This is a genomic window from Pseudomonas sp. HLT2-19-2 (assembly GCF_054898005.1).
The window spans coordinates 2,848,519-2,872,888 of the sequence record NZ_CM142712.1; the positions used below are offsets into that span (position 1 = coordinate 2,848,519).

Here is a 24,370-nt window from a genome sequence, read left to right on the forward strand (position 1 = left end):
GGCCGTGGCGCGGCTGTTTTGCCTGCTGTTGGTGCTGGTGACAGGCAACACGCTGGCGGCGGAGAAGGTGCGCTATTGCGACTATCCGGTGTACCCGCCGATTTCCTGGAGCGACGGCAAACAGGTCCGGGGCCTGGCGCCGAGCGTAGTGAAAATCCTGTTCGGTCAATTGGGCTACGAAGTCGAAATCGTGGTGCTGGGCAACTGGCAGCGTTGTCTGCTCGACGCCGCCGAAGGCCGGGTCGACGTTGTGCTGGCCTACACCACCGCGCAACGGGAACAGAGCATGTTGTTTTCCACGGTGCCGGTGCTGCGCGAAGAGGTGGCGGTGTTCATCAATCGCCAGCACCCGGTGAAATTCGAACGGCTGGAGGACCTTGTCCGCTACCGTGGCGGACTGCTGTTTGGCGAAAGTTATGGCGTGGAATTCGATCGCATGGTCGCGCAAAACAACAACATTGAGTGGGTCTCCGACAGCCGCCAGAACTTCGGCAAACTGATTCGCGGGCGCATCGACTTCATCACCCAGGAGCGCCGCACCGGGCAGTTGTACGTGGAGAAAATGCCCGGCGCGCAAGACATCGTTGCGTTACCCAATGCCCTCAGCGTGGACTACCTGCGAGTCGCCGTTTCACGCCGCTCGCCACTGGCCGCGCGCATGCCAGACATCAATGCGCAATTGCAGCGCATGGTCGATGGCGGCGATATCGAGCGTCTGCTCAATGAAAGCGAAGTCACCTACCGTGACATGATCAACCTGCCGGCGAACGCGCCATGATCCACGCCCGCCCTGGTGGACTGTTGCGGCGCCTGCTGCTGTTCATTCTGTTGTTCAGCCTGTGTTTCACCGTGCTCGCCAGTACCGTGCAGTTGTACATCGAATATCGCCGGGAGATGCGCGAGATCGACTCGCGCATGGAGCTGATCCGCGCCGGCTACCTGGCGAGCCTGGAGCGCAGCCTGTGGGATCTGAACCAGGAGCAGTTGAACGTGCAATTGCGCGGTCTGGTGGGTTTTTCCGATGTGGCGCGGGTGCACCTGACCAGTCCGGACTACGACTTGCTACAAGGTAACCCCAACCCTGTGGGGCCGTTGCGCATCGAGCGTTTTGCCCTGCGCTATCTACCGCCATCCGGCCCGTTGCGGCAGCTCGGCGAACTGGAAGTCAGCACTGATCTGGGCGCGGTGTATGAGCGCCTGTACGCCACCGGGTTGACCAGTTTGTTGTGGATGGGCGTATTTCTCTGCGGTTTGGCGGTGGCGCTGTCCGGCTTGTTCTATCGATTGGTCACCCGCCACCTGCGCGTCATGGCCGAATTTGCCCGGCGCATCGCCGCCGGTAAATGGCAGGAGCCGTTAAGCCTGGACAAACGGCGCAACGCTCAAGAAGATGAAATCGACACCGTTGCCGACGCCCTCGACGACATGCGCCGGGCGATCCTCAGGGACATCGACCGCCGGGAAACCGACCGCCTGGCCTTGCAGGACAACCGCGACGAATTGCTGCGCATGGTCGAGCGCCGCACCGCCAGCCTGATGCGCGCCAAGGACGAGGCCGAAGCGGCCAATCAGGCCAAGTCGCGCTTTCTGGCGACCATGAGCCACGAGCTGCGCACGCCGCTCAACGGCATCCTCGGGATGGCCGAATTGTTGCGCGGTGCCAGCCTGGACGAGCGCGACAGCCAACGTCTGGATGCACTGCGCAAGGCTGGCGAGGGTTTGCTGACGATCCTCAATGAAGTGCTGTATTTCGCCAAGCTGGAGGAGGGCGCATGCCTGCCCGAGCCGGTGGGTTTCTCGATTCGCCAACTGCTCGACGAAGTGTTGACCCTGCTTGAACCCAAGGCGCTGAGTAACGACACGCTCCTGCATTGCCGAGTCGATCAACGGCTGGCTGAACATCACCACGGCGCCGAGCAATTCCTGCGACAGGTGTTGAGTAACCTGTTAGCCAACGCGATCAAGTTCACCGAAGGCGGGGAAGTCAGCGTCGAGGTGGCGTGGCTCACTCAGCCTGAAGCGCACAGCGGGCAGCGTATGCGGGTGAGTGTAACGGACGACGGGATCGGCATCGCACCGGCGATGCAGGCGAAAATCTTCGAGCGCTTCACTCAAGCCAGCGAGGAAGTGGCGCAGCGCTTTGGCGGCACCGGGCTGGGGCTGGCGATCTGCAAGCATCTTGTGGAGCACATGGGCGGATGTATCGGCGTTGACAGTGAAGTCGGGCGCGGTAGTTGTTTCTGGTTCGAGCTGACGTTGCAGCCCGCCATCGGTGCTGTAGCCGTTACGCCAGTGGCTGTCGTGGGGTCAGCACTCAAGGTTCTGGTGGTTGAGGACGTGGCCCTGAACCGCGAAGTGGTCCAGGGCCTGCTGCAACGTGACGGTCATCAAGTGTGGCTGGCCGAAGAGGGCGAACAGGCGTTAGTGCAGTGCGCTGTCCAGACTTTCGATTTGATTCTGCTGGACGTGCATCTGCCGGGTATCAGTGGTGTCGAGTTGTGCAATCAGATCCGCCGCAACAACGGACCGAACCGCCAGACCCGCATCTTCGCCCTGACGGCCAGCGTGCAACCTTCACTGGTGCGCGGGTATCTGGATGCGGGCATGGACGGCGTGTTGGCCAAACCGTTGAAACTGGACAATCTACGTCAGGCCCTGGCCGGGCAGAAGCTGGACCGGGAACCTGCGCCGGACGACAACGTCATGGACTGGCCGTTGCTGCAAACCCATCGCAGCTTGCTTGGTGAGCAAAAGGTGCAGGGTCTGCTATTGATGCTGCGCGACTCGATCCTGCAGCACCGGGAGGCGCTGCGCGAAGCCACCGAGGCCGAGGATTGCACCGAAATCGCGCACCTGGCGCATCGCTTGGCCGGCAGCTGTGACTCGCTAGGCTTTCGAGCGTTGGCCACGGTATTGCGAACACTGGAAGAAGTGGCGCAGGTCAACGACGAGTCGGCCATCCATGAACTGGCGCCGCGGGTTCATGAACAATTGCAGCGCTCGCTTCAAACCCTGGAACACCTGTTGCAGACCTGACGTACAAGCCCACCGTACAATATCGTTACGATTTTCTACAACTTCGATCACTGCGTACAACACGACCTTACATCGCTTTCCAATAATCGACGCAACCGCCGTAGCGCGGTCTTCGAAGCTTATTGGAGATAATAATAATGAATGGCCGTAAAGCTGATCCCATCCTGCGCAATGACCTCCTGTCATGCGCTGCGCACCTCACTGACTGCTGAGGTGCCGACATGAGCGAAAACATCGAACGCAATGGCATCCAATTGACCCGTGCCCTGAAAAGCCGGCACATTTTCATGCTGTCGCTGGGCGGCGTAATCGGCACCGGGCTGTTCATGGGCTCCGGCGTGATCATCAACCAGGGCGGCCCGATGGGGGCGATTCTGGCCTACCTGGTCGCCGGTTTCCTGATGTACCTGGTGATGGTCTGCCTGGGCGAACTGTCGGTGCACATGCCGGTATCCGGTTCGTTCCAGACCCACGCCACGAAATACATCGGCCCGGCCACCGGGTTCATGATCGGCTGGGTGTACTGGATGAGCTGGGCCACCACGGTCGGCCTGGAATTCACCGCAGCCGGGATGCTGATGACCCGCTGGTTTCCGCAGGTGCCGATCTGGTATTGGTCGGCGCTGTTCGTGGTGGTGCTGTTCGGCCTCAACGCCCTGGCGACCCGCGCCTTCGGTGAGGCGGAATACTGGTTTTCCGGGATCAAGGTCGCGGCGATTCTCGGGTTCATCGTGGTCGGCGTGCTGGTGATTTTCGGCGCGATCCCGCTGAGCAGTGGCGCACCCGCGCCGATGATGAGCAACCTGATCGGCGACTCGTTGTTCCCTCACGGCCTGTCGGCGGTGTTCGCGGTGATGATGACCGTGGTCTACGCCTTCCAGGGCTGCGAGATCATGGGCGTGGCCGCTGGCGAAACCGACCAGCCTGAAAAAAGCATCCCGCGCGCCGTGCGCAACGTGGTGTTCCGGGTGCTGATCTTCTACGTGCTGGCGATTATCGTGCTGTCGGCCATCGTGCCGTGGCAGCAGGCGGGGCTGATGGAAAGTCCATTCGTGCAGGTGTTCGACATGGTCGGCATTCCGTACGCCGCTGACTTAATGAACTTTGTGATTCTCACGGCGATTTTGTCGGTGGGCAACTCCGGCTTGTACGCCTCGACCCGCATCCTGTGGGCAATGTCGAAAACCGGCATGGCGCCGAAAAGTCTTTCGCTGTTGAGCAAACGTGGTGTGCCGTTGCGCGCCTTGAGCATCACCTTGTGCTTTGCCCTGGTGTCGCTGCTGACTAGCTTCATCGCCGCCGAAACGTTGTTCATGGTGCTGATGGCGGTGAGTGGTATGTCCGGCACTGTGACCTGGATTGTCATCGCGTTGGCGCAGTACAAGTTCCGCAAAGCCTACCTGCGCGACGGCGGAAAACTCAGCGATCTGAAATACCGCGCCCCGTGGTTCCCGGTGCTGCCCTTGATGTGCATCACGCTGTGCTGCTCTTTGTTCGTGTTCCTGGCCCTGGATGAAACCCAGCGTCCGTCGTTGTATTGGGGGTTTGGATTCATTGTTCTGTGTTATGGCGCGTATTTCTTGCTCCATCGTAAACGCAAGGCGGTGTTGGCCCCGACGTTGCCGGCGGCGTAATTCCCATCGACTGACAAAAAACGCGGCAGGCGCCTGTCGCGTTTTTTTTTGCATTTCAGGGAAATAACCATTCGCGGGCAGATCGTGTCAGCGGTGTAGGTTGTTCGAAGTTGTAACAGCGTCATCGATCAAGAACTTAATACAGATACATAACCTATATAAAACAGTTAGTTATAGAGATTTTAGGTCTGTTACAGCTTTTATCATCATCAATTGCCGCCTTACTGAACACTCGTTTAGTATGGCCTCAAGTCGCATCACCTCAGACCAAACACAATAATTCGAGGACTCGCATGACTACTCACGATTCACTGCTCAGTCAGGTCGAAGCAGGCGTTGCCTGGATCACCCTAAATCGCACTGCTCAGCGCAACGCGCTGGACATTCCGACTTTGAAGAACCTGCACACCTTGCTCGACGATTTCAACGCCGACCCTGCGGTACGCGTGGTGGTGCTGACCGGCAGCGGTCGCAGTTTCTGCGCGGGTGCCGACCTCGACGAATGGGCCGCCGCAGAAGCCCGTGGCGCATTGGAAAGCTACGGCTGGACCGAAACCGCCCATGCCTTGATGACCCGCCTGTACAGCCTGGAAAAACCGACAATCGCCGCCATCAACGGCACCGCCGTCGGCGCCGGGATGGACCTGACCCTGTGCTGCGACCTGCGCATCGCCGGCCAGTCGGCACGCTTTAAGGCCGGCTACACCAGCATGGCCTACTCGCCGGACGCCGGCGCCAGTTGGCACCTGCCGCGGCTGATCGGCGCCGAGCAGGCCAAGCGCCTGCTGTTCCTCGACGAGTTGTGGGGCGCTGACCGTGCCCTCGACGCCGGCCTGGTCAGCGATGTCTGCGCCGACGATCAACTGCAGACCGCCGCCAGCGAACTCGCCGCACGCCTGGCCGCCGGGCCGACCTTTGCCTTCGCCCAGACCAAAAAACTCATGCGCGAAGGTGCCGACCGTAGCTTGCCCGAGCAACTGCAAGCGGAACTGGCCGCCGGCCTGTTGTGCGGTCGCAGCGAAGACGGCAACGAAGCCCTGCGCGCGGCCATGGAAAAACGCCCGGCACGCTTTATCGGTCGTTGAGCCTCGGCACACCTCTATCAGCACACGAACAACAGGTAGCACCATGAATTTCCAACTGACCCAAGAACAAGAAATGTTGGTGGACGCAGTACGCAGTTTCGTCGTTAAGGAACTGCTGCCCTATGAAGATGAAGTCGATCGCTCCGACGAAGTCTCCCCGGAGCTGGCGGCGCAGATTCGCGGCAAGGCGATCGCCGCCGGTTTCTACGCCTTCAACATGCCGGAAGAGGTCGGCGGTGGTGGTCTGGATTACCTGTCCCAAGCGCTGATCGAGCGTGAGCTTTCCAAGGTGTCCTGGGCGCTGCACGTCTTCGTTGCGCGGCCATCGAAAATTCTCATGGCCTGCACCGGCGATCAGATCGACGACTACTTGTTGCCGTGCATCCAGGGCGAGAAGATCGACTGCTTCGCGTTGACCGAACCGGGCGCAGGTTCCGATGCCAATGCGATCCAGACCCGCGCCGTGCGTGACGGTGACGACTTTGTTCTCAACGGCAGCAAACACTTCATCAGCCACGCCGGCCACGCTGACTTCGCCATTGTCTTCGCGGTGACCGACACCTACGAGCACAACGGCCGCAAGCGCAACGCCGTGACTTCGTTCCTGGTGGACCGCGACAGCCCGGGCATGACCATTCGCCGTGGCCCCAAGTGCGTGAGCAACCGTGGTTATCACACCTTCGAAATGTTCTTCGACGACTGCCGTGTCCCGGCCGCTAAAGTATTGGGCGAAGTCGGCAAAGGCTGGGAAGTGGCCAACGCCTGGCTGACTGCCGGCCGGGTGATGGTCGCGGCCAACTGCGTCGGTCAGGCGCAACGGGCGCTGGACGTGTCGCTGCAATGGGCGGCCGATCGCAAGCAATTTGGCCAGCCGATCGGCAGCTATCAGGGCGTCTCTTTCAAATTGGCGGACATGGCCACGCAAATCCGCGCAGCGGAACTGTTGACCCTGCACACCGCATGGAAAATGGACCAAGGCACCATGACTGACGGCGAGGCCGGCATGGCCAAGCTGTTCGCCAGCGAAGTGCTGGGTCGCGCAGCCGACGAGGCGGTGCAGATTTTTGGCGGCATGGGCCTGATGGATGAAGGGCCGGTGGAGCGCATCTGGCGTAACGCGCGTATCGAGCGGATCTGGGAAGGCACCTCGGAAATTCAGCGCCACATCATTTCCCGTGAGCTGCTGCGGCCGCTGCTGCGCTGATTGGCCCGGAGAATTACAATGTCGCAAACGATTCGTGACAACCTCAAACGCATGCTCGCCCCGCGCCACGTGGCGTTTGTCGGTGGCCGCAGCATGGCCCGCGCGCTCAAGCGCTGTGCCGACGGCGGTTACCCAGGGCAAATGTGGCTGGTCAATCCGCAGCACGACAGCCTCGAAGGCGTACCCTGCTTGCGCAGCATTGCGGACTTGCCGTGCGGCCCGGACGCGGTGTTCATCGCGACCAACCGTGAACTGACCCTGACCTGCGTCGCCGAACTCGCCGCCGTCGGTACCGGCGGCGCGATCTGCTACGCCTCCGGGTTTGCCGAAACCGGCGCCGAAGGCCAGGCCCTGCAACAGCAACTGCTCGAAGCCGCTGGCGACATGGCGTTGCTCGGCCCCAATTGCTACGGGCTGCTCGACTACCTGCACAGCTCCGCGCTGTGGCCGGTGGCCCATGGCGGCAAAGCGGTGGAGAAGGGCGTGGCCGTGCTGACCCAGAGCGGCAACTTCGCCTACAACCTGTCCATGAGTGACCGCTCGCTGCCGGTGGCCTACATGGCCTCGGTCGGCAATCAGGCGCAACTGGGCGTGGCCGAACTGATGGACGTGTTGCTCGATGAGCCACGGGTCACCGCCATCGGCCTGCATATGGAAGGCTTGAAAAACGTACCGGGTTTCGCCCGTGCCGCGCACAAGGCACTGGAGAAGGGCATTCCGATCATTGCCCTGAAAACCGGCGTGTCGCAGATCGGCGCCGAACTGGCCCTAAGTCACACCAGTTCGTTGTCCGGTTCCGATGCGCTGTACGACGCTTTGTTCGCAAGGCTCGGAGTGATTCGCGTCAGTGGTCCGGTGAGTTTTGTCGAAACCCTGAAAGCCGCGGCCTGCGGCAACCTGCCGGCGGGCAACAGCCTGATCGCGCTGGCCTGCTCGGGTGGCGACGCCGGGCTGATCGCTGATTATGCCGAGCGCAACGACCTTAGTTTGCCGAAGCTCGACGCTGGCCAAACCGGTGAACTGGCACAGGTACTGCCGACCTACGCCAACCTGGTCAACCCGCTGGACTTCACCACGGCGATCTGGGGCGACGGCGAGGCCTTGAATGCCATGCTCGACAGCGCCCTGCGCACACAGGCCGATGCAGCGATGCTGGTGCTCGACTATCCCGCGGAGTTTACCGGCGAGCGCAAAGAATGTGACCTGCTGCTGGATCTGTACTGCGAGGCGCTGGTGCGTCACGGCAAGACCGGTTTTGTCACCTCGGCCTTCCCCGAGTTGCTGCCAGCTCATGCCCGCGAGCATTTGCACGAGCAAGGTGTGGCAGCGTTACAGGGTGTCGAAGACGGTTTGGCGGCCTGGGGCCGTATCGCCGGTTATCAGCGCAATCGTCAGGCGTTGTTGGCATTGGGCGAATCGGCTCTGGTGCCACTCTGTCCGCAGGCGCTGGAAGGCGAAGGGCAGTTGCTCAATGAATGGGATTCCAAGCAGGCCCTGCGCGAGTTTGGCCTGCCGACGCCCAACGGTGTACTGAGCACGCCAGACAAAGTACTGAAGGACGCCGAAGCGTTGGGCTATCCATTGGTGCTCAAAGCGGTCAGCGCACAGTTGCCGCACAAGACCGAAGCCGGTGCCGTGGCACTGAACCTCAAGGACGGCGCCGCGTTAAGCGCTGCCCTGGAAAAAATGCGCGCCAGCATCGCCGCTTACGCGCCGGGCGTGCCTTTCGATCAGTTGCTGCTGGAACCGATGGCCAAGCCGCCGCTGGCGGAGCTGATTGTCGGCATCAAGCGCGAAAACGATTTCGGCCTGGCTTTGGTGATTGGCGCCGGCGGCATTCTGGTGGAGTTGCTCAAGGACAGTCGCAGCCTGTTGCTGCCGACCACCGACGGGGCGATTCGCCAGGCCTTGCTGAGCCTGCGCAGCGCCGCATTGCTGCAAGGTTTTCGTGGTCGCGAAGCGGCGGATCTGGACGCCTTGGTGGTGGCAATCGGTGCGGTCGCCGAATACGCCTGCGAGAACGCCGGACAATTGCTGGAACTTGATGTGAACCCATTGTTGGTCGGCGCCGATGGCACGACTGCGGTCGATGCGTTGATTCGCATCGCACATGCGTGAGGACCTGAACATGCAAAGCAAAACCTTGACGGGTGGCCAGGCGCTGGTGCGTCTGCTGGCCAACTACGGCGTCGACACTGTGTTCGGCATTCCCGGCGTACACACCCTGGAGCTGTATCGCGGCTTGCCCGGCAGCGGCATTCGCCACGTATTGACCCGCCATGAGCAGGGCGCCAGTTTCATGGCCGACGGCTATGCGCGGGTGAGCGGCAAACCCGGCGTGTGCTTCATCATTACCGGCCCCGGCGTGACCAACGCCGCCACCGGCATCGGCCAGGCCTACGCCGATTCGATTCCGATGCTGGTGATTTCCAGCGTCAACCACAGCGCCAGCCTCGGCAAGGGCTGGGGTTGCCTGCACGAAACCCAGGATCAGCGCGCGATGACCGCGCCAATCACCGCGTTCTCGGCGGTGGCGTTGACCGCCGAAGACTTGCCGGATCTGATCGCCCGCGCTTATGCGGTGTTCGACAGTGAGCGTCCGCGCCCGGTGCACATTTCGGTGCCGCTGGATGTGCTGTCGGCACCGATTGCCCGCGACTGGAGCAACGACGTCGTGCGTCGTCCGGGGCGCGGCACGCCAGCCGCCACTGTATTGGACGAGGCGGTAGCCAAGCTGCATGGCGCGAAACGGCCGATGATCATCGCGGGCGGCGGCGCATTGAATGCCGCATCGCAGTTGCAAGAACTCAGCACCCGCCTGTCTGCGCCGCTGTTCACCAGTGTCGCCGGTAAAGGCCTGCTGCCACCGGACGCACCGCTCAATGCCGGTTCGTCGCTGTGCGTGGAACCGGGCTGGAACCTGATCGCCGAGGCCGATGTGGTGCTGGCGGTCGGCACCGAAATGGCCGACACCGATTTCTGGCGCGAGCGCCTGCCACTCAACGCCGAGCTGCTACGAGTGGACATCGATCCGCGTAAGTTCAATGACTTCTATCCCTGCACGGTGGCGCTACACGGCGACGCGCAACAGACCCTGACCGCGCTGCTCGAGCGTCTATCGCCCGACGTGCGTGATGCCAGCGCGGCAATCGCCTCGGTCGCGGCGCTGCGTGAGGCCGTGAAAAACGGCCACGGTCCGTTGCAGTCGATCCATCAGGCGATTCTGCAGCGCATTGCTGCCGAACTCCCGGCCGACGCTTTCATCAGCACCGACATGACCCAACTGGCCTACACCGGCAACTACGCCTTCGATTCACTGGCGCCACGCAGTTGGTTGCACCCGACCGGTTACGGCACCTTGGGTTACGGCTTGCCCGCCGGTATCGGCGCCAAGTTTGGCGCGCCGCAACGTCCGGGGTTGGTGCTGGTGGGTGACGGTGGTTTCCTCTACACCGCGCAGGAACTGGCGACGGCGGTCGAGGAACTGGACAGCCCGCTGGTGGTGTTGCTGTGGAACAACGATGCCCTGGGGCAGATTCGCGACGACATGCTCGGCCTGGACATCGAGCCGATCGGCGTGCTGCCGCGCAACCCGGATTTCGCCGCCCTGGGCCGCGCCTTCGGTTGCACCGTCAGCCAGCCGCAGAACCTCGCGGAACTGCAAACCGACTTGCGCCACGGCTTCAATCGCAACGGCGTGACCCTGATCGAGCTCAAGCATGCCTGTGTTCGCTGACGTTCGACCTTTTTTTACGGAGCTTCTTTTTACGGGGATTAGACCATGCGTTTTTCCGATCTGACCAAACGTATCGCCGGTGACGGCGCCGCCGCCTGGGAGATTCACTATCGCGCACTGGCTTTGCTGGAGCAGGGCGAAGACATCCTGCTGTTGTCGGTGGGCGACCCGGATTTCGACACGCCGATGCCCATAGTGCAAGGGGCCATCGATAGCCTGTTGTCCGGCAACACCCATTACGCCGAGGTGCGTGGCAAGCGTGCCTTGCGTGAAGCCATCGCCAGGCGCCACCGGCAACGCAGCGGCCAGCAGGTATCGGCGGAGCAGGTCACGGTACTGGCCGGGGCGCAGTGCGCACTGTTCAGCGTGGCCCAGTGCGTGCTCAATCCGGGCGATGAGGTGATCGTCGCCGAGCCGATGTACGTCACCTACGAAGCGGTGTTCGGTGCGTGCGGCGCGGTGGTGGTGCCAGTGCCGGTGCGTTCGGAAAACGGTTTCCGCGTTCTGCCCGAAGACGTTGCCGCGCGCATCACCCCGCGCACCCGTGCGCTGGCGCTGAACAGCCCGCACAACCCGTCGGGTGCGAGCCTGCCGCGCAGTACCTGGGAAGCGTTGGCCGAGCTGTGTATCGCCCACGACCTGTGGCTGATTTCCGACGAGGTCTACAGCGAGCTGCTGTTTGATGGCGAACACGTCAGCCCGGCCAGTTTGCCGGGCATGGCCGAACGCACCGCGACGCTCAATAGCCTGTCGAAATCCCACGCCATGACCGGCTGGCGCGTCGGCTGGGTGGTGGCGCCATCCTCGTTGTCCGCGCATCTGGAAAACCTGGCGCTGTGCATGCTCTACGGCTCGCCCGATTTCATCCAGGACGCCGCCGTGGTGGCGCTGGAAAGCCAGCTGCCGGAACTGGAGGCCATGCGCGAAGCCTATCGCCAGCGCCGGGATCTGGTTTGCGAAAGCCTTGCGAACTGCCCCGGCGTTCGCGCGCTGAAGCCCGATGGCGGCATGTTTGTGATGGTCGATATCCGCGAAACCGGGCTCAGCGCCCAGGTGTTCGCTGATCGCTTGCTCGATCGTCATGGCGTCTCGGTACTGGCCGGCGAAGCCTTCGGTCCGAGCGCTGCCGGTCACATTCGTTTGGGGCTGGTAGTGGGCACCACGCAATTGCGTGATGCCTGCCAGCGCATCGCCCGTTGTGCCGAGGAATTGATGGAGGCTCAAGTACATGCTTAATCATAAGGCACTGTTTATTGATGGACGCTGGCAAACCCCGTCCGGGCAAGGTGTCGCCGAGGTGATCAACCCGGCCACCGAGGAAGTCGCCGGCAACGTGCCGTTGGGCGATGAACGCGATGTCGACAATGCCGTGGCGGCGGCGCGCAAGGCTTTTGAGCCATGGTCGCGCACGCCATCCAGCGTTCGCGCCGGGTACATCGGTGCACTGGCCAAGCAACTGCGGGCTCGCGCCGATGAAATGGCGTCGGTGATCACCACCGAGCTGGGCATGCCGGTTCAGTGGTGCCGCTCGGTGCAAGTGGACGGGCCGATCATTGGCTTGCAGCAATACGTCGAACTCGCCGGTTTGATGGACGAAGTGCGCGAAGTCGGCAACTCGCTGGTGATCCGTGAGGCGGTGGGTGTCTGTGCGTTCATCAACCCGTGGAACTACCCGCTGCACCAGTTGATCGGCAAACTTGCCCCGGCGCTGGCGGCCGGTTGCACAGTAGTGGTCAAGCCAAGTCAGGAAACCCCGCTGCATGCGTTTTTGCTGGCGCAGATGATCGAGGATATCGGCTTGCCGGCCGGTGTATTCAACCTGGTCAGTGGGCCGGGCGCGAAGGTCGGCGAAGCGCTGGCCAAACACCCGGACGTGGACATGGTGTCGTTCACCGGTTCCACCGGCGCTGGTGTGCGCGTTGCGCAAGCGGCGGCGCCTTCGGTAAAACGGGTATGCCTGGAACTCGGTGGCAAGTCGGCGCTGCTGATCGCCGAGGATGCGGATCTGGCCGCCGCCGTGCGCTACGGCGTGCAGGACGTGATGATCAATTCAGGGCAAACCTGCACCGCGTTGACCCGCATGCTGCTGCCCGCCAGCCGTTATGCCGAAGCGGTTGAAATTGCGTTGGAGGAAACCCTGAGCCTGCGCATGGGCGATCCGCTCGATCCGCAGAGCTTCCTTGGCCCGATGTGTTCGGCGGGGCAACGGCGCACCGTGCTCGATTACATCAAGGTCGGTCAGGAGGAAGGCGCGCGTCTGTTGTGCGGGGGCGATTCGACGCCGGGCTTGGAGCGTGGTTACTACGTCAGCCCGACGCTGTTCGCCGACGTCGACAACAGCATGCGCATCGCCCAGGAAGAAATCTTCGGCCCGGTGCTGTGCCTGATCCCCTATGCCGATGAGGCGCAGGCGATCCAGATCGCCAATGACTCGCCGTTCGGCCTGTCCAGCGGCGTCTGGGCCGGCAACACCGAGCGTGCCTTGCAACTGGGGCGGCAATTGCGGGCGGGCCAGTGTTTTCTCAATGGTGCGGCGTTCAACTATCAGGCGCCGTTCGGGGGCTACAAACACTCCGGTAATGGCCGTGAGTGGGGAGAAGAGGGGCTCAACGAGTTCGTCGAAGTGAAAGCGATTCAGGTGTGACCGGCTCAAGGGCAAGGCCATACGGGCGTGTGTCGCCAAACTGCTGGAAATAATCGTACACGCTGGAAAAAGTCTAAGGAATCGCCATGAAAGTACTGATCGTCCACGCTCATCCCGAGCCAAAATCCTTCACCGCGGCCCTGAGTGATCAGGCTGTCGCCACCCTTGAAACCCAGGGCCACGAGGTGCAGGTCAGTGACCTGTACAAGATGAACTGGAACCCGGTGGCTAGCGCCGACGACTTCTCGTCGCGAGAAAATCCCGAGTACCTGGTGTATGCGCTTGAGCAACGTTTAGGCGTGAAAAGCCAATCGTTGGCGGCGGATATCCACGCGGAACTAGACAAACTGTTGTGGGCCGACCTGCTGATTCTCAACTTCCCGATCTTCTGGTTCTCCGCCCCGGCCATGCTCAAGGGCTGGATCGACCGGGTGCTGGTGTCGGGCGTCTGCTACGGCGGCAAGCGCTTCTACGATCAGGGCGGCCTGAGCGGCAAGAAGGCGTTGGTGACGGTGACTCTGGGCGGCCGTGAGCACATGTTCGGCGACGACGCGATTCACGGTCCGCTGGAGGACATGCTACGGCCGATACTGCGCGGTACCCTGGCCTATGTTGGGTTCGAGGTGCTGGAACCTTTCGTCGCCTGGCATGTGCCGTACATCAGCGACGAGGCACGGCAACAATTCCTGATTGACTATGACCAGCGTCTGCAACACCTGGTCGACGAGCAACCGCTGGAGTTTCCGAGGCTGTCGCAGTTCGATGAGCAGCTGTATCCGCTGAGCCGGCCCGTTGCCGTAGATGCCTGATAACGGCACAAACCCTTAGGAGGGTGGCTTGCCCGCGATTTCGGTGGGCCAGCCAACATTGTGCGACGCCTGAATGTCAGCGGTGGCTGAGGCTAGTGACTGATGGCAGAGCTGTCCAGTGACCGCTTTTGGCACAGAGCGTGAGCTTCATCGTCTTGCGTGAACGACATCGCCCATTCGGACTAGGCAGGGCTGACGATTCTGTCGTGTGCCGCTGACACCAAACTCGAAGGCCAGAGGGGTGTCGCTTCATGCGTGCCCCGCCAAACGAGCAGAAGGCGCCGCGATGGAGTTTGCATTCAGCGACGAACAGGAAATGATCCGCGCATCGGCCGAGGGCTTTCTCGCCGATGTCTCGGATTCTACCGCCGTGCGAGCGGCGATGATCAGCGAGCGAGGTTTTGACGAGGCGCTCTGGCAGCGCCTGTGTCGCGAAATGTACTGGCCGGCGATTCATATTCCCGAAGCGTACGTCGGCCTGGGTCTGGGCTTTGTCGAACTGTCGATTTTGCTGGAACAGATGGGCCGGCGCTTGCTGTGTTCGCCGTTCTTCGCCACGGCCTGCATGGCCACACCCGCGCTGTTGCTGGCCGCTAACGAACAACAAAAACAACGCTGGCTGCCCTTGATCGCCGACGGCAGCCTCACCGCTACGCTGGCCTTCAGTAGCGCCAACGGCTGGGTGGCCAAGGATGTTCAGGCCACGGTGGTGACCGAGGGCGAGGGTTTTGTGCTTAACGGAACCCTTGATCATGTGCTCGACGGGCACAGCGTTGACCTCTTGATCATCGCCGCACGGGTTCCCGGATCGACTGGCGAGGCGGGCATCAGCCTGTTCGCCGTGGACGCGGACCGGGCAGGGATCGAGCGTCAAATGTTGCCGACCATGGACCAGACTCGTCGTCAGGCACGGGTTCAGCTCAAGGGTCTGTACCTCAGCGCTGACTGCCTGCTCGGTGAGTTCAGCGCGGGCTGGCTGCACCTGGAGCGAGTCCTGCAACTGGCTTGCATCGGCTTGGCTGCCGAACAGACCGGTGGCGCGCAGCAGGTGCTCGACCTGAGCGTTGCCTATATGCAGGAACGCCAGCAATTTGGTCGGGCCATTGCCAGTTTCCAGGCGCTCAAACACCGTGCCGCCGACATGATGCTGCAGGTGGAATGCGCACGTTCGGCCAGTTATTACGCGGCCTGCGTGGCCCAGGAAGTCCTCGATCCTGAAGGCGACCCGCAGGTGGCCGCCGAGCTGCCGCTAGCGGCGGCGCTGGCCAAGGCGCATTGCTCTGAAACCTATTTCCATTGCGCGTCCGAGTCGATCCAGTTGCACGGCGGCGTCGGTTTCACTTGGGAATACGACCCGCACCTCTACTTCAAGCGCGCCCGTGCCAGCGAAAGCTTTCTCGGGCTACCTGCCTGGCATCGCGAGCGGATTGCCGCAGTGATTCTTGGAGAGCAGCCATGAAAATCAGTTTCAGTGAGCAGGACGAGTGCTTCCGTCAGGAAGTGGCCGACTGGTTGAGCGCGAACCTGTGCGGTGAATTCGAGCACCTGCGTTTTCGGGGTGGCCCGGGTGATGAGCATATGTTTCCCGAGGAACGCAAAGCCTGGGAACGCAAACTCGCCGAGGGTGGCTGGACCTGTGTCGGCTGGGCGCCGGAACACGGCGGGCGCGGTCTGACGATCACCCGGCAGGTGATCTTCCACGAAGAATACGCTCGTGCTGGCGGCCCTGGGCGTATGGGGCATATCGGCGAAGGGCTGGCCGGGCCGACTATCGCCGCCTTCGGTAACGCCGACCAGCAGCAGCGCTTCTTACCGGGAATCGTCAGTGGCACGGCGTTCTGGTGCCAGGGTTATTCAGAGCCGGGTGCGGGGTCTGACCTGGCCAACGTCAAGACTCGGGCGGTGCTGGATGAAGATGGCGGCAGCTGGGTCATCAATGGGCAGAAGGTCTGGACCTCGCTGGCCCATGAGTCGGACTGGTGTTTTGTGATCGCCCGCACCGAGCCTGGCAGTGTCGGTCATCGCGGTTTGTCGTTTCTGCTGGTGCCGATGGCGCAGGCCGGGATTAGCGTGCGCCCGATCGAGCAACTGACCGGCACCTCGGAGTTCAATGAAGTGTTCTTCGACAGCGCCCGAACAGAGGCTGCGAATATCGTCGGCTTGCCGGGCGAGGGCTGGAAGATCGCCATGGCGTTGCTAGGTTTCGAGCGCGGCGTTTCGACCTTGGGCCAGCAGATGCAATTCCACAATGAACTGAATGAAATCATCGCCATCGCCCGGGCCAATGGCGCCGCGCGTGATCCGATCCTGCGCCAGCGCCTGGCCGAAGCCTGGAGCGGGTTGCGGATCATGCGCTACAACTCGCTGCGCATGCTGTCTGGTGCGCAGGACGGTTCGCTGCGCAAGGAAGCGACCATCTACAAACTGTTCTGGTCCACCTGGCACGCCAGCCTCGGCAAGCTGGCGATGGACGTCCTCGGTGCCGAGGCCGAAGTGCTGGAGGCGGCGCCTTACCAACTCACCCGTTTGCAATCGCTGTACCTGTTCAGTCGCGCCGACACCCTCTACGGCGGCAGCAACGAGATCCAGCGCAACATCATCGCCGAGCGCGCCCTGGGAATGCCCAAAGAACCGCGCCTGCCTACCTGACCAAGGAGTTTTCCATGTCTGTTCCTCACTATGTTGCAGGTCACGGCCTGTTGCGTGACAAGTCGGTGCTGATCACGGCCGCGGCCGGGGCCGGTATCGGTTTTTCCGCCGCGGTGCGTGCCGCCGAGGAGGGTTGCCGCGCCCTGATGATCAGCGATATCCATGAAGGCCGGCTTGCAGAAGCGGTGTTGAAAATCCGCGAAACTACCGGCCTGCAACAGGTCTTCGGTCAGGTCTGCAATGTCGCTGACGAAGCTCAGGTTCAACAGCTGATTGCCTGCGCCGAACGTGATCTGCAGGGTGTCGATGTGCTGATCAACAACGCCGGTCTTGGTGGTTCACGGCTGCTGGTGGACATGACGGATGAGGAGTGGAGCCGGGTCCTCGATGTGACGCTCACCGGCACCATGCGCATGACCCGCGCCATGTTGCCGAAGATGATCGATCGGCGTGCCGGGGTCATTGTCAACAACGCTTCGGTGCTGGGCTGGCGGGCGCAGAAAGAGCAGTCGCACTATGCCGCGGCCAAGGCCGGGGTCATGGCGTTGACCCGTTGCGCCGCGGTCGAGGCCGCCGACTACGGAATCCGCATCAACGCGGTGAGCCCAAGCATTGCGTTGCACGATTTCCTGCGTAAGTCCGCCCCTCAGGCGGTGCTCGATCAGCTCGCCGCCAACGAAGCGTTTGGCCGTGCCGCCGAGGTCTGGGAAGTGGCCAACGTGATGATGTTTCTGGCCAGCGACTACAGCTCCTACATGACCGGCGAAGTGTTGTCGGTTTCCAGTCAGAGGGCTTGAACATGCCACGTATTTTCGACACGCCTCTCGCCTTGCACGACGCCGTGGGAGAGGTGCTGGGTGTTAGCGACTGGCTGGTTCTTGCGCAGGATCGCATCGACCGGTTCGCCGAGGCGACCGGTGATCACCAGTGGATTCACGTCGATCCGCTCAAAGCAGCCAGCGGTCCCTTCGGCGCCTGCATCGCCCATGGCTATCTGAGCCTGGCGTTGGTCAATCTGTTTTTACCGCAGATCGTCGAGGTGCGCGGTATTGCCATGGGCGTCAATTATGGTTGCGAGCGAGTGCGCTTTCCCACGGTGGTACGTGTTGGCTCGCGGGTGCGCGGCCGTGCGCAATTGATGGCGGTCGAGGAGGTCAAGGGCGGCGTTCAGGCGACCATTCGCGTCAGCGTCGAAATCGACGGCGAGGAACGTCCCGGCTGTGTGGTCGACACCATCAGCCGTTACTACCCCGCGTGAACCCTTTAGCAGAACATTCGAGGAATCCAGCATGAAAGAAGCCGTCATCGTTTCGACCGCCCGTACCCCGATCGGCAAAGCCTTTCGCGGTGCATTCAATGACACCGACGCCCCCGCAGCTCGGCGGCCATGTGGTGCGCGAAGCCGTGCGTCGCGCCGGCATCGAGCCGGGCGAAGTGGACGATGTGATCATCGGCACGGCGGCGCAGCAGGGCACGCAGTCCTATAACCTCGGGCGCCTCTGCGCGATTGCCGGTGGCTTGCCGACCTCGGTCGCCGGGATGGCGGTCGAGCGCCAGTGTTCATCGGGGCTGATGAGCATTGCCATGGCTGCCAAAGGGATCATGTGCGATGAAATCGACATCGCCGTGGCCGGTGGCCTGGAGTCGATTTCGCTGGTGCAGAACAAGCACAAGAACCTTTATCGCAACCAGTCCGGCGCCGTGATCGATCTCGATTCCCGTGCCTACATTCCGATGATCGAAACCGCCGAGATCGTCTCCGCGCGTTACGGCATTTCCCGCGAGGAACAGGACGAATACAGCTATCAGAGCCAGGTGCGAACCGCGCTGGCCCAGCGTAATGGATTGTTCGACCGTGAACTCGCGCCGCTGACCAGCCGCAAGGCGATCTTCGACAAGGCCAGTGGCGAAACCCGCTTTGAGGCCGTCACCTTGCTTCGCGACGAGTGCAACCGCATCGACACCACCCGCGAAAGCCTGAATGCGCTGGAACCGGTGTGGCCGGGCGGTCAGTGGAGTGAAAAGGGCCGTTTCATCACGGCCGGCAATGCCTCGCAACTGTCCGATGGTGCTTCGGCCTCAGTGTTAATGAGTGCCAAATTGGCCGAGAAGCGTGGCCTGGAGCCGCTGGGGATTTATCGCGGGATGGCGGTCGCCGGCTGCAACTCCGATGAGATGGGCATCGGCCCGGTCTACGCCATCCCGAAACTGCTCAAGCGCCATGGACTGACGGTGGACCACATTGGCCTCTGGGAGTTGAACGAGGCGTTCGCCTGTCAGGTGCTGTATTGCCGCGACACCCTGGGCATTCCCGCTGAACGCATGAACGTCAACGGCGGGGCGATTTCTGTGGGCCATCCTTTCGGTATGTCCGGTGCGCGGATGGTCGGTCACGCGTTGGTCGAGGGGCAGCGCCGCGGTTTGCGTTACGTGGTGGTGAGTATGTGCATCGGCGGTGGCATGGGCGCCGCAGCACTCTTCGAGGTGGTCTGAATGGTCAGTGCACAACAGATTCAAGCGACCATGGCGCGTTATGTGGAATTGGTGGGCGCCGGTGACATCAACGGGATCATAGCGCTGTATGGTCAGGACGCGATGGTCGAAGACTGGATTTGCCCCTACAAAACCGGACACCAACTCCCTGTTAATTTGATGCCGCTGCCAAGCGCCTGAACTCCCTCGGCGAGCGATAGTTCAAGGCGCTGTGCGGATGCTGCTCGTTGTAGTGCTCGAAGGCAATTGCCAGGTTGCGCAACGCCGTTTCCCGATCCGGTTTGGGCATGTGCGCCACGTAATCACGCTTGATCGTCTTCACGAAGCTCTCGGCCATGCCGTTGCTCTGCGGGCTGCGTACCGGGGTGGTCACCGGCTGCAAACCGATCTGTCGAGCAAACAGGCGCGTCTGTTCGGCGGTGTAGGCCGAGCCGTTATCGCTTAGCCATTGCACCGGTGTTGTGGGCAGTTGGTCGCCAAAGCGCTTTTCCACGCTTTCCAGCATCAAGTCGCGGATGTCATCGCCGCTATACCCGGTCGGGCTCGCGACCCAGCCAATAGCTTCGCGATCACAGCAATCCAGGGCGAAGGTCACGCTCAGTTTCGCGCCGTCCTCGCAGCGGAACTCAAAGCCGTCCGAGCACCAACGCGTATCGCTGGTTTTCACCGCAATACGGCCTTCGTGCCGACGCGGCACGCCCGGCTGTTTGATTCTGCGTTCAAGCAGCAAGTTATGATCACGCATGACCCGGTAAACCCGCTTCACATTGATTGCCGGTAGCGACTGGGTTTCACGGGAGCGACGCAGCAATCCCCAGACCCGACGGTAGCCATAGCTGGGCAGCTCGCTGACCTGTTGCTGGATTTCAACCACCAGATCAGCGTCGTCCACAGGCCTGCTTCGCCGTACTTTGGGCGATACCGATTGTTTGATTCGAACCGTTAATTGCGAGCGCGCTACACCGAGACATTTGCTGACCAGCTTCACTGGTCGTCCCCCGGCAACAAGGGTGAGTGCGCAATCCATTTTCGCGACCGGGCGATCTCCACGGCCTCTTTGAGGATTTCTGCTTCCATCGTTTTCTTGCCCAGCATCCGTTGCAGCTCACGGATCTGCTTGAGCGCATCGCTCAGCTCGGAGGCAGGCACCACGGCTTCACCGGCACTGACCGCCGACAAACTGCCGTCCTGGTAAAGCTTGCGCCACAGGAACAGTTGGTTGGCATTGATGCCGTTACGCCGAGCCACCACCGAAACGCTTTGTCCTGGCTCAAGGCTCTCGCGAACCATGGCCAGTTTTTGCTCTGGGCTCCAGCGGCGCCGCCGCTCCTGGCCCAAAAGCTCACCACTCTTATCGTTGCTATTAGTCATAAACATAACCGTTTGCCTATCCCTTATCGTAAGGGGGAAACGGTGTCCTGTCTTTCATGGGGCTCATTCAAAGACCCCGTCGGTCAACCGCCGATTCAGGGCCTTGTCGCCATCGAACGTTTCTATCGCGAAGGGCTGGGCGTGAGCAAGGTCTCGGCGGTCCTGACCGGCCCGGTGCGGGCAACGCTAAATGGTTGTGGGGCGATGCCGTTTCGAGTCGATATGGAATGGGCCGGGCAACCGTGTTCGCTTCATGTGATCGATGTGATGGAGTTCGATGCGGACGGCAAGATCCGCTCGATGAAAGCCTATTGGAGCGAGGTCAATCTGACCGCCCCAAGCCACGCATAAACGTTGTAGCAGCTGCCGAGCCTGCGAGGCTGCGTTCGACTGCGTAGCAGTCGTGAAATCAGGCACCTCGGTCTTCCAGGTAAACCGCGTGCCCAGGATTTACGACTGCTGCGCAGTCGAACGCAGCCTCGCAGGCTCGGCAGCTGCTACAGGGCGCGTTCCTGAGGTGTGGCGTCGAGGAAGTCGCGATTCTGCGTCTGCCCGCTTTCGTAGTACGCCTTGAGGTTCTCGGCGATCTGTCGCACGACGTTGTTGAATGCCTTGGCCAGCAACCATTCCATCAGCCTGCCACCGCGCAGGCTGTAGCTCATTTGGGTGGTGATGCGTGTCGCGTCACCCTCGGCTTGCAAGGCATAACTGAAGCGGCTCCGAAGGTTGGGTCCGGCGTTATGGCGCACAACCGCCGACTCAATTCCGTTCGGCGCAGATGATTGCCGAGAAGTGGGGGCTGTCCCGCGAACAGCTGGAAGCCTATTCATTGGAGTCCCATCAGCGGGCATTGCGGGCGATCGAGCAAGGGCGGTTCAACCGAGAGATCGTGCCACTGGCCGGAGTCGTGCACGACGAAACGCCGCGCCAGACCAGCCTGGCGAAAATGGCCGAACTGGACGTTCTGTTTGGCTGCGACCGGGTGACCGCGGCAGTGTCCAGCCAGACCTGCGACGCGGCCAGCGCGATGCTGATCGTTTCTGAAGCGGCACTCAAGCGCTACGGGCTGACACCGCGCGCGCGTATCCACCACCTCAGCGTGCGAGCCGAAGACCCGATCTGGATGCTCACCGCACCCATCCCGGCCACCGCTTATGCACTCGAGCGAGCCGGGATGAAGCTTGAAGACATTGATCGGGTGGAGATCAACGAAGCCTTCGCCTCGGTCGCGATGGCCTGGCTCAAAGAGACCGGTTATCCCCACGAACAGACCAACGTCAACGGCGGCGCAATTGCCCTCGGCCATCCATTGGGCGCCACCGGCACTCGGTTGATGTGCAGCCTGCTGCATGAGCTGGAACGCAGCGGTGGTCGCTTCGGCTTGCAGACCATGTGCGAAGGCGGCGGCCAGGCTAACGTGACGATTATCGAACGCTTGTAAGCGATGTAATTGAAGGGAGCAGGAACATGAAAATCTGTGAGAATCGCGTGGTGATCATCACCGGTGCCGGTGGTGGATTGGGCCGGGCCTACGCGGTGGCCTTCGCCGCCGAGGGCGCCAAAGTGGTCGTCAACGATATCAACCGAGAAGCAGCACTGGCCGTGGTCGCCGAGATTGAGGCACAGGGCGGTGTGGCGGTGGCTAACAGCAACGACATTACCCGCTACGACGATGCGGCGTTGATCGTGCGCCAAGCCATCGAAACCTTCGGCAGCCTGGACGTGGTGGTCAATAACGCCGGCATCTGTCGCGACCGCATGTTCACCAGCCTCACCGAAGCCGACTGGGATGCGGTGGTGGCCGTGCACCTCAAAGGCCATTTCTGTATCGCCAGCCACGCCGCGCGTTACTGGCGCGAGCAGGCCAAGGGTGGTGCGCAGCTGAGTGCGCGGATCATCAACACCAGTTCCGGGGCCGGTTTGCAGGGCTCCATCGGTCAGTCCAACTATGCCGCTGCCAAGGCCGGTATCGCTGCGTTGACGCTGGTGCAGGCGGCCGAACTGGGTCGCTATGGCATTACCGTTAACGCCCTGGCCCCAGCCGCGCGCACCGGCATGACCGAGCAGGTGTTCGCCGATACCATGAAAAAACCCGAAGAGGGCTTCGACTATTTCGCTCCGGAAAACGTTGCGCCGTTGGTGGTCTGGCTCGGCTCGCAAGCGTCCAGTGTGGTCAACGGGCAGATGTTCGAAGTCGAGGGCGGCAAGTTGTCGATTGCCGACGGCTGGCGTAGAGGTCCGGAACTGGACAGGCAAGGGCGTTGGACGGCGGGCGAGGTGGGTGAGGCGGTAGCGCAATTGTTGGTCCGGGCGGTGCCAGCGGCGAAAGTGTACGGCAGCTGATGGGGTCGTGAGTGTTTGACGAAGGTGATAATGCGCTCACTGGCCATCTCGGTCAGCGAGGCATAAGGCCGGGCATAGATCGAGTTGCTGGCGGCGATCCAGTGCATGGGGTAGTGCGCCAGCTCGAGGTTGCGCACGCTTTCATGGCGGATCAGATCAGTCTGGAAAACGATGTCCAGATAGCCCTGAGACCTTCGGGCGTCAGCGACACCCCGCGTGAATCACGCACGAACAGGCGCAGGCCCAACTCATCTTCCAGCGCGGCGATCCGGCTGGAGATCGCTGCCTGAGTGCTGAACATTTTCTCTGCAGTCAGGCTGAAGCTTTGCAGGCGGGCGACCCAGACGAAGGTTTCGAGGAATTTGAGGTTCATGTCGGTTCCGTTGGCGCTTGTGGCTCTTTTCTTCGCTTGCCGCACTTGGTGTTCCGGGGTTGACCTTCATGACCCGCTACATCTGTGGCGACAATGTGCAACGCACTGTGCCGGGCGAAGGCAAGGAATGGGAGCGCAACACTGATATCGCCTATGTGGTGCAGGACGGGTACGGCTGTCGGTTTTTATATTCAATTCAGGAATAAGCAAATCAATATATATTCCTTTTAATGTCGCTCCGAGAGGTTCATTTTGAAGGCCTGCACATCCGTGCGGATGTATCTGACCTCAGACAGGAAGCCTCATCATGACCATCAAAGCGATCAACGTCCGCAACCAGTTCAAGGGCGTCATCAAGGAAATTGTGACAGGCGAAGTGGTCTCTGAGATTGATGTGCAAACAGCCTCCGGCATCGTCACCTCGGTGATTACCACCCGTTCAGTGCGCGATCTTGAATTGAAAGTGGGGAGCGAGGTGATTGCCTTCGTCAAATCCACCGAGGTCTCGATCGCCAAGCTCTGAAATGGCCAGGGCTTGAGTCCGATGGCCTGTGGGTGCGGCGTCAACCTGACACCTGACACCTGACACCTGCTTCCAGTCGAGGGCGAAGCGCGCCAGGTATTTGCGCAGACGATCAGCATCATTCGGCTGTGCTTTAGTCTGGCGTGACGTGGATTACGGCTTTGAGTTGCAGGCGATCGAACAGATCCATTTTGACGTTTTCGCCGAGCAACTTGTTCAGTCCGTCGTCTGGCTGTGCCAGGCCATCCAGCATTATCAGGAAGTGATCGAAAGGCCGCTCCAAGTACTTCAGCTTCATCGTCAGCAAGTCTCCGGTGCTCAAGGACGGCATGCCGCTGCGCAAACTCCTGCGTCACTGAACCAACCCCCATTCCCATGCAGGGGCCAGACGCCGTTGCCGCGCGCGCCGTCGCAGTTGCAGGCATCGGAAGTCGCCAGGCTCAAGAAACAGGCCTTACCCCTCGACCATT

The 24,370-nt window shown here is 61.6% G+C and carries 20 protein-coding genes and 6 pseudogenes; 22 read left to right on the plus strand and 4 right to left on the minus strand.

Annotated features, from left to right (window positions below; genetic code table 11):
* Nucleotides 1-4: 4 nt before the first annotated feature.
* The 16 genes and pseudogenes from ACYZTU_RS13230 (at nt 5) to ACYZTU_RS13305 (ending at nt 19,470) form a co-directional block, all read left to right on the plus strand.
* Nucleotides 5-778: a substrate-binding periplasmic protein gene (locus ACYZTU_RS13230; protein WP_461970727.1), complete on the plus strand. Its 774-nt coding sequence runs from the start codon at nt 5-7 to the stop codon at nt 776-778.
* Nucleotides 775-3,036, plus strand: a complete 2,262-nt coding sequence (locus ACYZTU_RS13235) for an ATP-binding protein (RefSeq protein ID WP_461970729.1) — start codon at nt 775-777, stop codon at nt 3,034-3,036. The genes ACYZTU_RS13230 and ACYZTU_RS13235 overlap by 4 nt, the downstream gene beginning before the upstream one ends.
* 221 nt (nt 3,037-3,257) lie before the next feature.
* Nucleotides 3,258-4,670, plus strand: coding sequence for an amino acid permease (locus ACYZTU_RS13240; protein ID WP_461970731.1), 1,413 nt, complete (start codon nt 3,258-3,260; stop codon nt 4,668-4,670).
* Nucleotides 4,671-4,963: 293 nt separating this feature from the next.
* Entirely contained in the window at nt 4,964-5,755 is a 792-nt protein-coding gene (locus ACYZTU_RS13245) for an enoyl-CoA hydratase/isomerase family protein (RefSeq protein ID WP_461970733.1), read from the plus strand.
* Between the two features lie 43 nt (nt 5,756-5,798).
* Nucleotides 5,799-6,959, plus strand: coding sequence for an acyl-CoA dehydrogenase family protein (locus ACYZTU_RS13250; protein ID WP_461970734.1), 1,161 nt, complete (start codon nt 5,799-5,801; stop codon nt 6,957-6,959).
* A gap of 18 nt (nt 6,960-6,977) precedes the next feature.
* Complete coding sequence (locus ACYZTU_RS13255) at nt 6,978-9,077, plus strand: acetate--CoA ligase family protein (RefSeq protein WP_461970736.1); 2,100 nt, start codon at nt 6,978-6,980, stop codon at nt 9,075-9,077.
* A 10-nt stretch (nt 9,078-9,087) separates the two neighbouring features.
* Nucleotides 9,088-10,695, plus strand: a complete 1,608-nt coding sequence (locus ACYZTU_RS13260; RefSeq protein ID WP_461970738.1) for a 5-guanidino-2-oxopentanoate decarboxylase — start codon at nt 9,088-9,090, stop codon at nt 10,693-10,695.
* Between the two features lie 45 nt (nt 10,696-10,740).
* Nucleotides 10,741-11,931: a pyridoxal phosphate-dependent aminotransferase gene (locus ACYZTU_RS13265; protein WP_461970740.1), complete on the plus strand. Its 1,191-nt coding sequence runs from the start codon at nt 10,741-10,743 to the stop codon at nt 11,929-11,931.
* Nucleotides 11,924-13,339 (plus strand): aldehyde dehydrogenase family protein, encoded by a 1,416-nt coding sequence (locus ACYZTU_RS13270; RefSeq protein WP_461970742.1) that lies wholly within the window; start codon nt 11,924-11,926, stop codon nt 13,337-13,339. Before ACYZTU_RS13265 ends, ACYZTU_RS13270 begins: the two co-directional genes overlap by 8 nt.
* Nucleotides 13,340-13,425: 86 nt before the next feature.
* Complete coding sequence (locus ACYZTU_RS13275) at nt 13,426-14,148, plus strand: NAD(P)H-dependent oxidoreductase (RefSeq protein WP_461970744.1); 723 nt, start codon at nt 13,426-13,428, stop codon at nt 14,146-14,148.
* 286 nt (nt 14,149-14,434) lie between these two features.
* On the plus strand, nt 14,435-15,607 hold the full coding sequence (locus ACYZTU_RS13280) for an acyl-CoA dehydrogenase family protein (RefSeq protein WP_461970746.1): 1,173 nt from the start codon (nt 14,435-14,437) through the stop codon (nt 15,605-15,607).
* Nucleotides 15,604-16,797, plus strand: a complete 1,194-nt coding sequence (locus tag ACYZTU_RS13285; RefSeq protein WP_461970748.1) for an acyl-CoA dehydrogenase family protein — start codon at nt 15,604-15,606, stop codon at nt 16,795-16,797. The genes ACYZTU_RS13280 and ACYZTU_RS13285 overlap by 4 nt, the downstream gene beginning before the upstream one ends.
* A gap of 14 nt (nt 16,798-16,811) precedes the next feature.
* Complete coding sequence (locus ACYZTU_RS13290) at nt 16,812-17,594, plus strand: SDR family oxidoreductase (RefSeq protein WP_461970750.1); 783 nt, start codon at nt 16,812-16,814, stop codon at nt 17,592-17,594.
* Nucleotides 17,595-17,596: 2 nt separating this feature from the next.
* The gene (locus ACYZTU_RS13295) at nt 17,597-18,055 is read left to right on the plus strand and encodes a MaoC family dehydratase (protein WP_461970752.1); all 459 of its coding nucleotides are present in this window, start codon (nt 17,597-17,599) and stop codon (nt 18,053-18,055) included.
* A 31-nt stretch (nt 18,056-18,086) separates the two neighbouring features.
* Nucleotides 18,087-19,290: pseudogene (locus tag ACYZTU_RS13300) on the plus strand (acetyl-CoA C-acyltransferase).
* Entirely contained in the window at nt 19,291-19,470 is a 180-nt protein-coding gene (locus ACYZTU_RS13305) for a hypothetical protein (protein WP_461970754.1), read from the plus strand.
* Here ACYZTU_RS13305 and ACYZTU_RS13310 read toward each other — a convergent pair.
* Nucleotides 19,442-20,661 (minus strand): IS3 family transposase gene (locus ACYZTU_RS13310; protein WP_461970756.1). Its coding sequence is split into 2 segments (ribosomal slippage): nt 19,442-20,316 and nt 20,316-20,661, totalling 1,221 coding nucleotides; the frame shifts between segments, so codons are not numbered across the junction. The two genes, ACYZTU_RS13305 and ACYZTU_RS13310, sit on opposite strands and share 29 nt — an antisense overlap.
* A 42-nt stretch (nt 20,662-20,703) precedes the next feature.
* Between ACYZTU_RS13310 and ACYZTU_RS13315 the strand changes: the two genes are divergently transcribed.
* Nucleotides 20,704-21,012, plus strand: a complete 309-nt coding sequence (locus tag ACYZTU_RS13315; RefSeq protein ID WP_461970758.1) for a nuclear transport factor 2 family protein — start codon at nt 20,704-20,706, stop codon at nt 21,010-21,012.
* A gap of 146 nt (nt 21,013-21,158) precedes the next feature.
* Here ACYZTU_RS13315 and ACYZTU_RS13320 read toward each other — a convergent pair whose 3' ends face one another.
* A complete protein-coding gene (locus ACYZTU_RS13320) occupies nt 21,159-21,410 on the minus strand; it encodes a hypothetical protein (RefSeq protein WP_461970760.1) in 252 nt (83 codons plus the stop codon).
* Between ACYZTU_RS13320 and ACYZTU_RS13325 the strand changes: the two are divergent.
* Nucleotides 21,374-22,102 (plus strand): annotated as a pseudogene (locus tag ACYZTU_RS13325) (acetyl-CoA C-acyltransferase); the annotation flags it as partial. The gene ACYZTU_RS13320 and the pseudogene ACYZTU_RS13325 sit on opposite strands and share 37 nt — an antisense overlap.
* Nucleotides 22,103-22,128: 26 nt before the next feature.
* On the plus strand, nt 22,129-23,004 hold the full coding sequence (locus ACYZTU_RS13330) for an SDR family oxidoreductase (protein ID WP_461970762.1): 876 nt from the start codon (nt 22,129-22,131) through the stop codon (nt 23,002-23,004).
* Here the strand turns inward: ACYZTU_RS13330 and ACYZTU_RS13335 are convergent.
* Nucleotides 23,001-23,377 (minus strand): annotated as a pseudogene (locus ACYZTU_RS13335) (LysR family transcriptional regulator); the annotation flags it as partial. The gene ACYZTU_RS13330 and the pseudogene ACYZTU_RS13335 sit on opposite strands and share 4 nt — an antisense overlap.
* A 35-nt stretch (nt 23,378-23,412) precedes the next feature.
* Here ACYZTU_RS13335 and ACYZTU_RS13340 point away from each other — a divergent pair.
* Both ACYZTU_RS13340 and ACYZTU_RS13345 read left to right on the plus strand, forming a co-directional pair.
* Nucleotides 23,413-23,547: pseudogene (locus tag ACYZTU_RS13340) on the plus strand (OprD family outer membrane porin); the annotation flags it as partial.
* 137 nt (nt 23,548-23,684) lie between these two features.
* Nucleotides 23,685-23,900 (plus strand): TOBE domain-containing protein, encoded by a 216-nt coding sequence (locus tag ACYZTU_RS13345; RefSeq protein WP_008145745.1) that lies wholly within the window; start codon nt 23,685-23,687, stop codon nt 23,898-23,900.
* A 63-nt stretch (nt 23,901-23,963) separates the two neighbouring features.
* Here ACYZTU_RS13345 and ACYZTU_RS13350 read toward each other — a convergent pair.
* A pseudogene (locus tag ACYZTU_RS13350) lies at nt 23,964-24,144 on the minus strand (sigma 54-dependent transcriptional regulator); the annotation flags it as partial.
* Between ACYZTU_RS13350 and ACYZTU_RS13355 the strand changes: the two are divergent.
* Nucleotides 24,142-24,259, plus strand: a pseudogene (locus ACYZTU_RS13355) (Lrp/AsnC family transcriptional regulator); the annotation flags it as partial. The pseudogenes ACYZTU_RS13350 and ACYZTU_RS13355 overlap by 3 nt on opposite strands.
* Nucleotides 24,260-24,370: the final 111 nt, after the last annotated feature.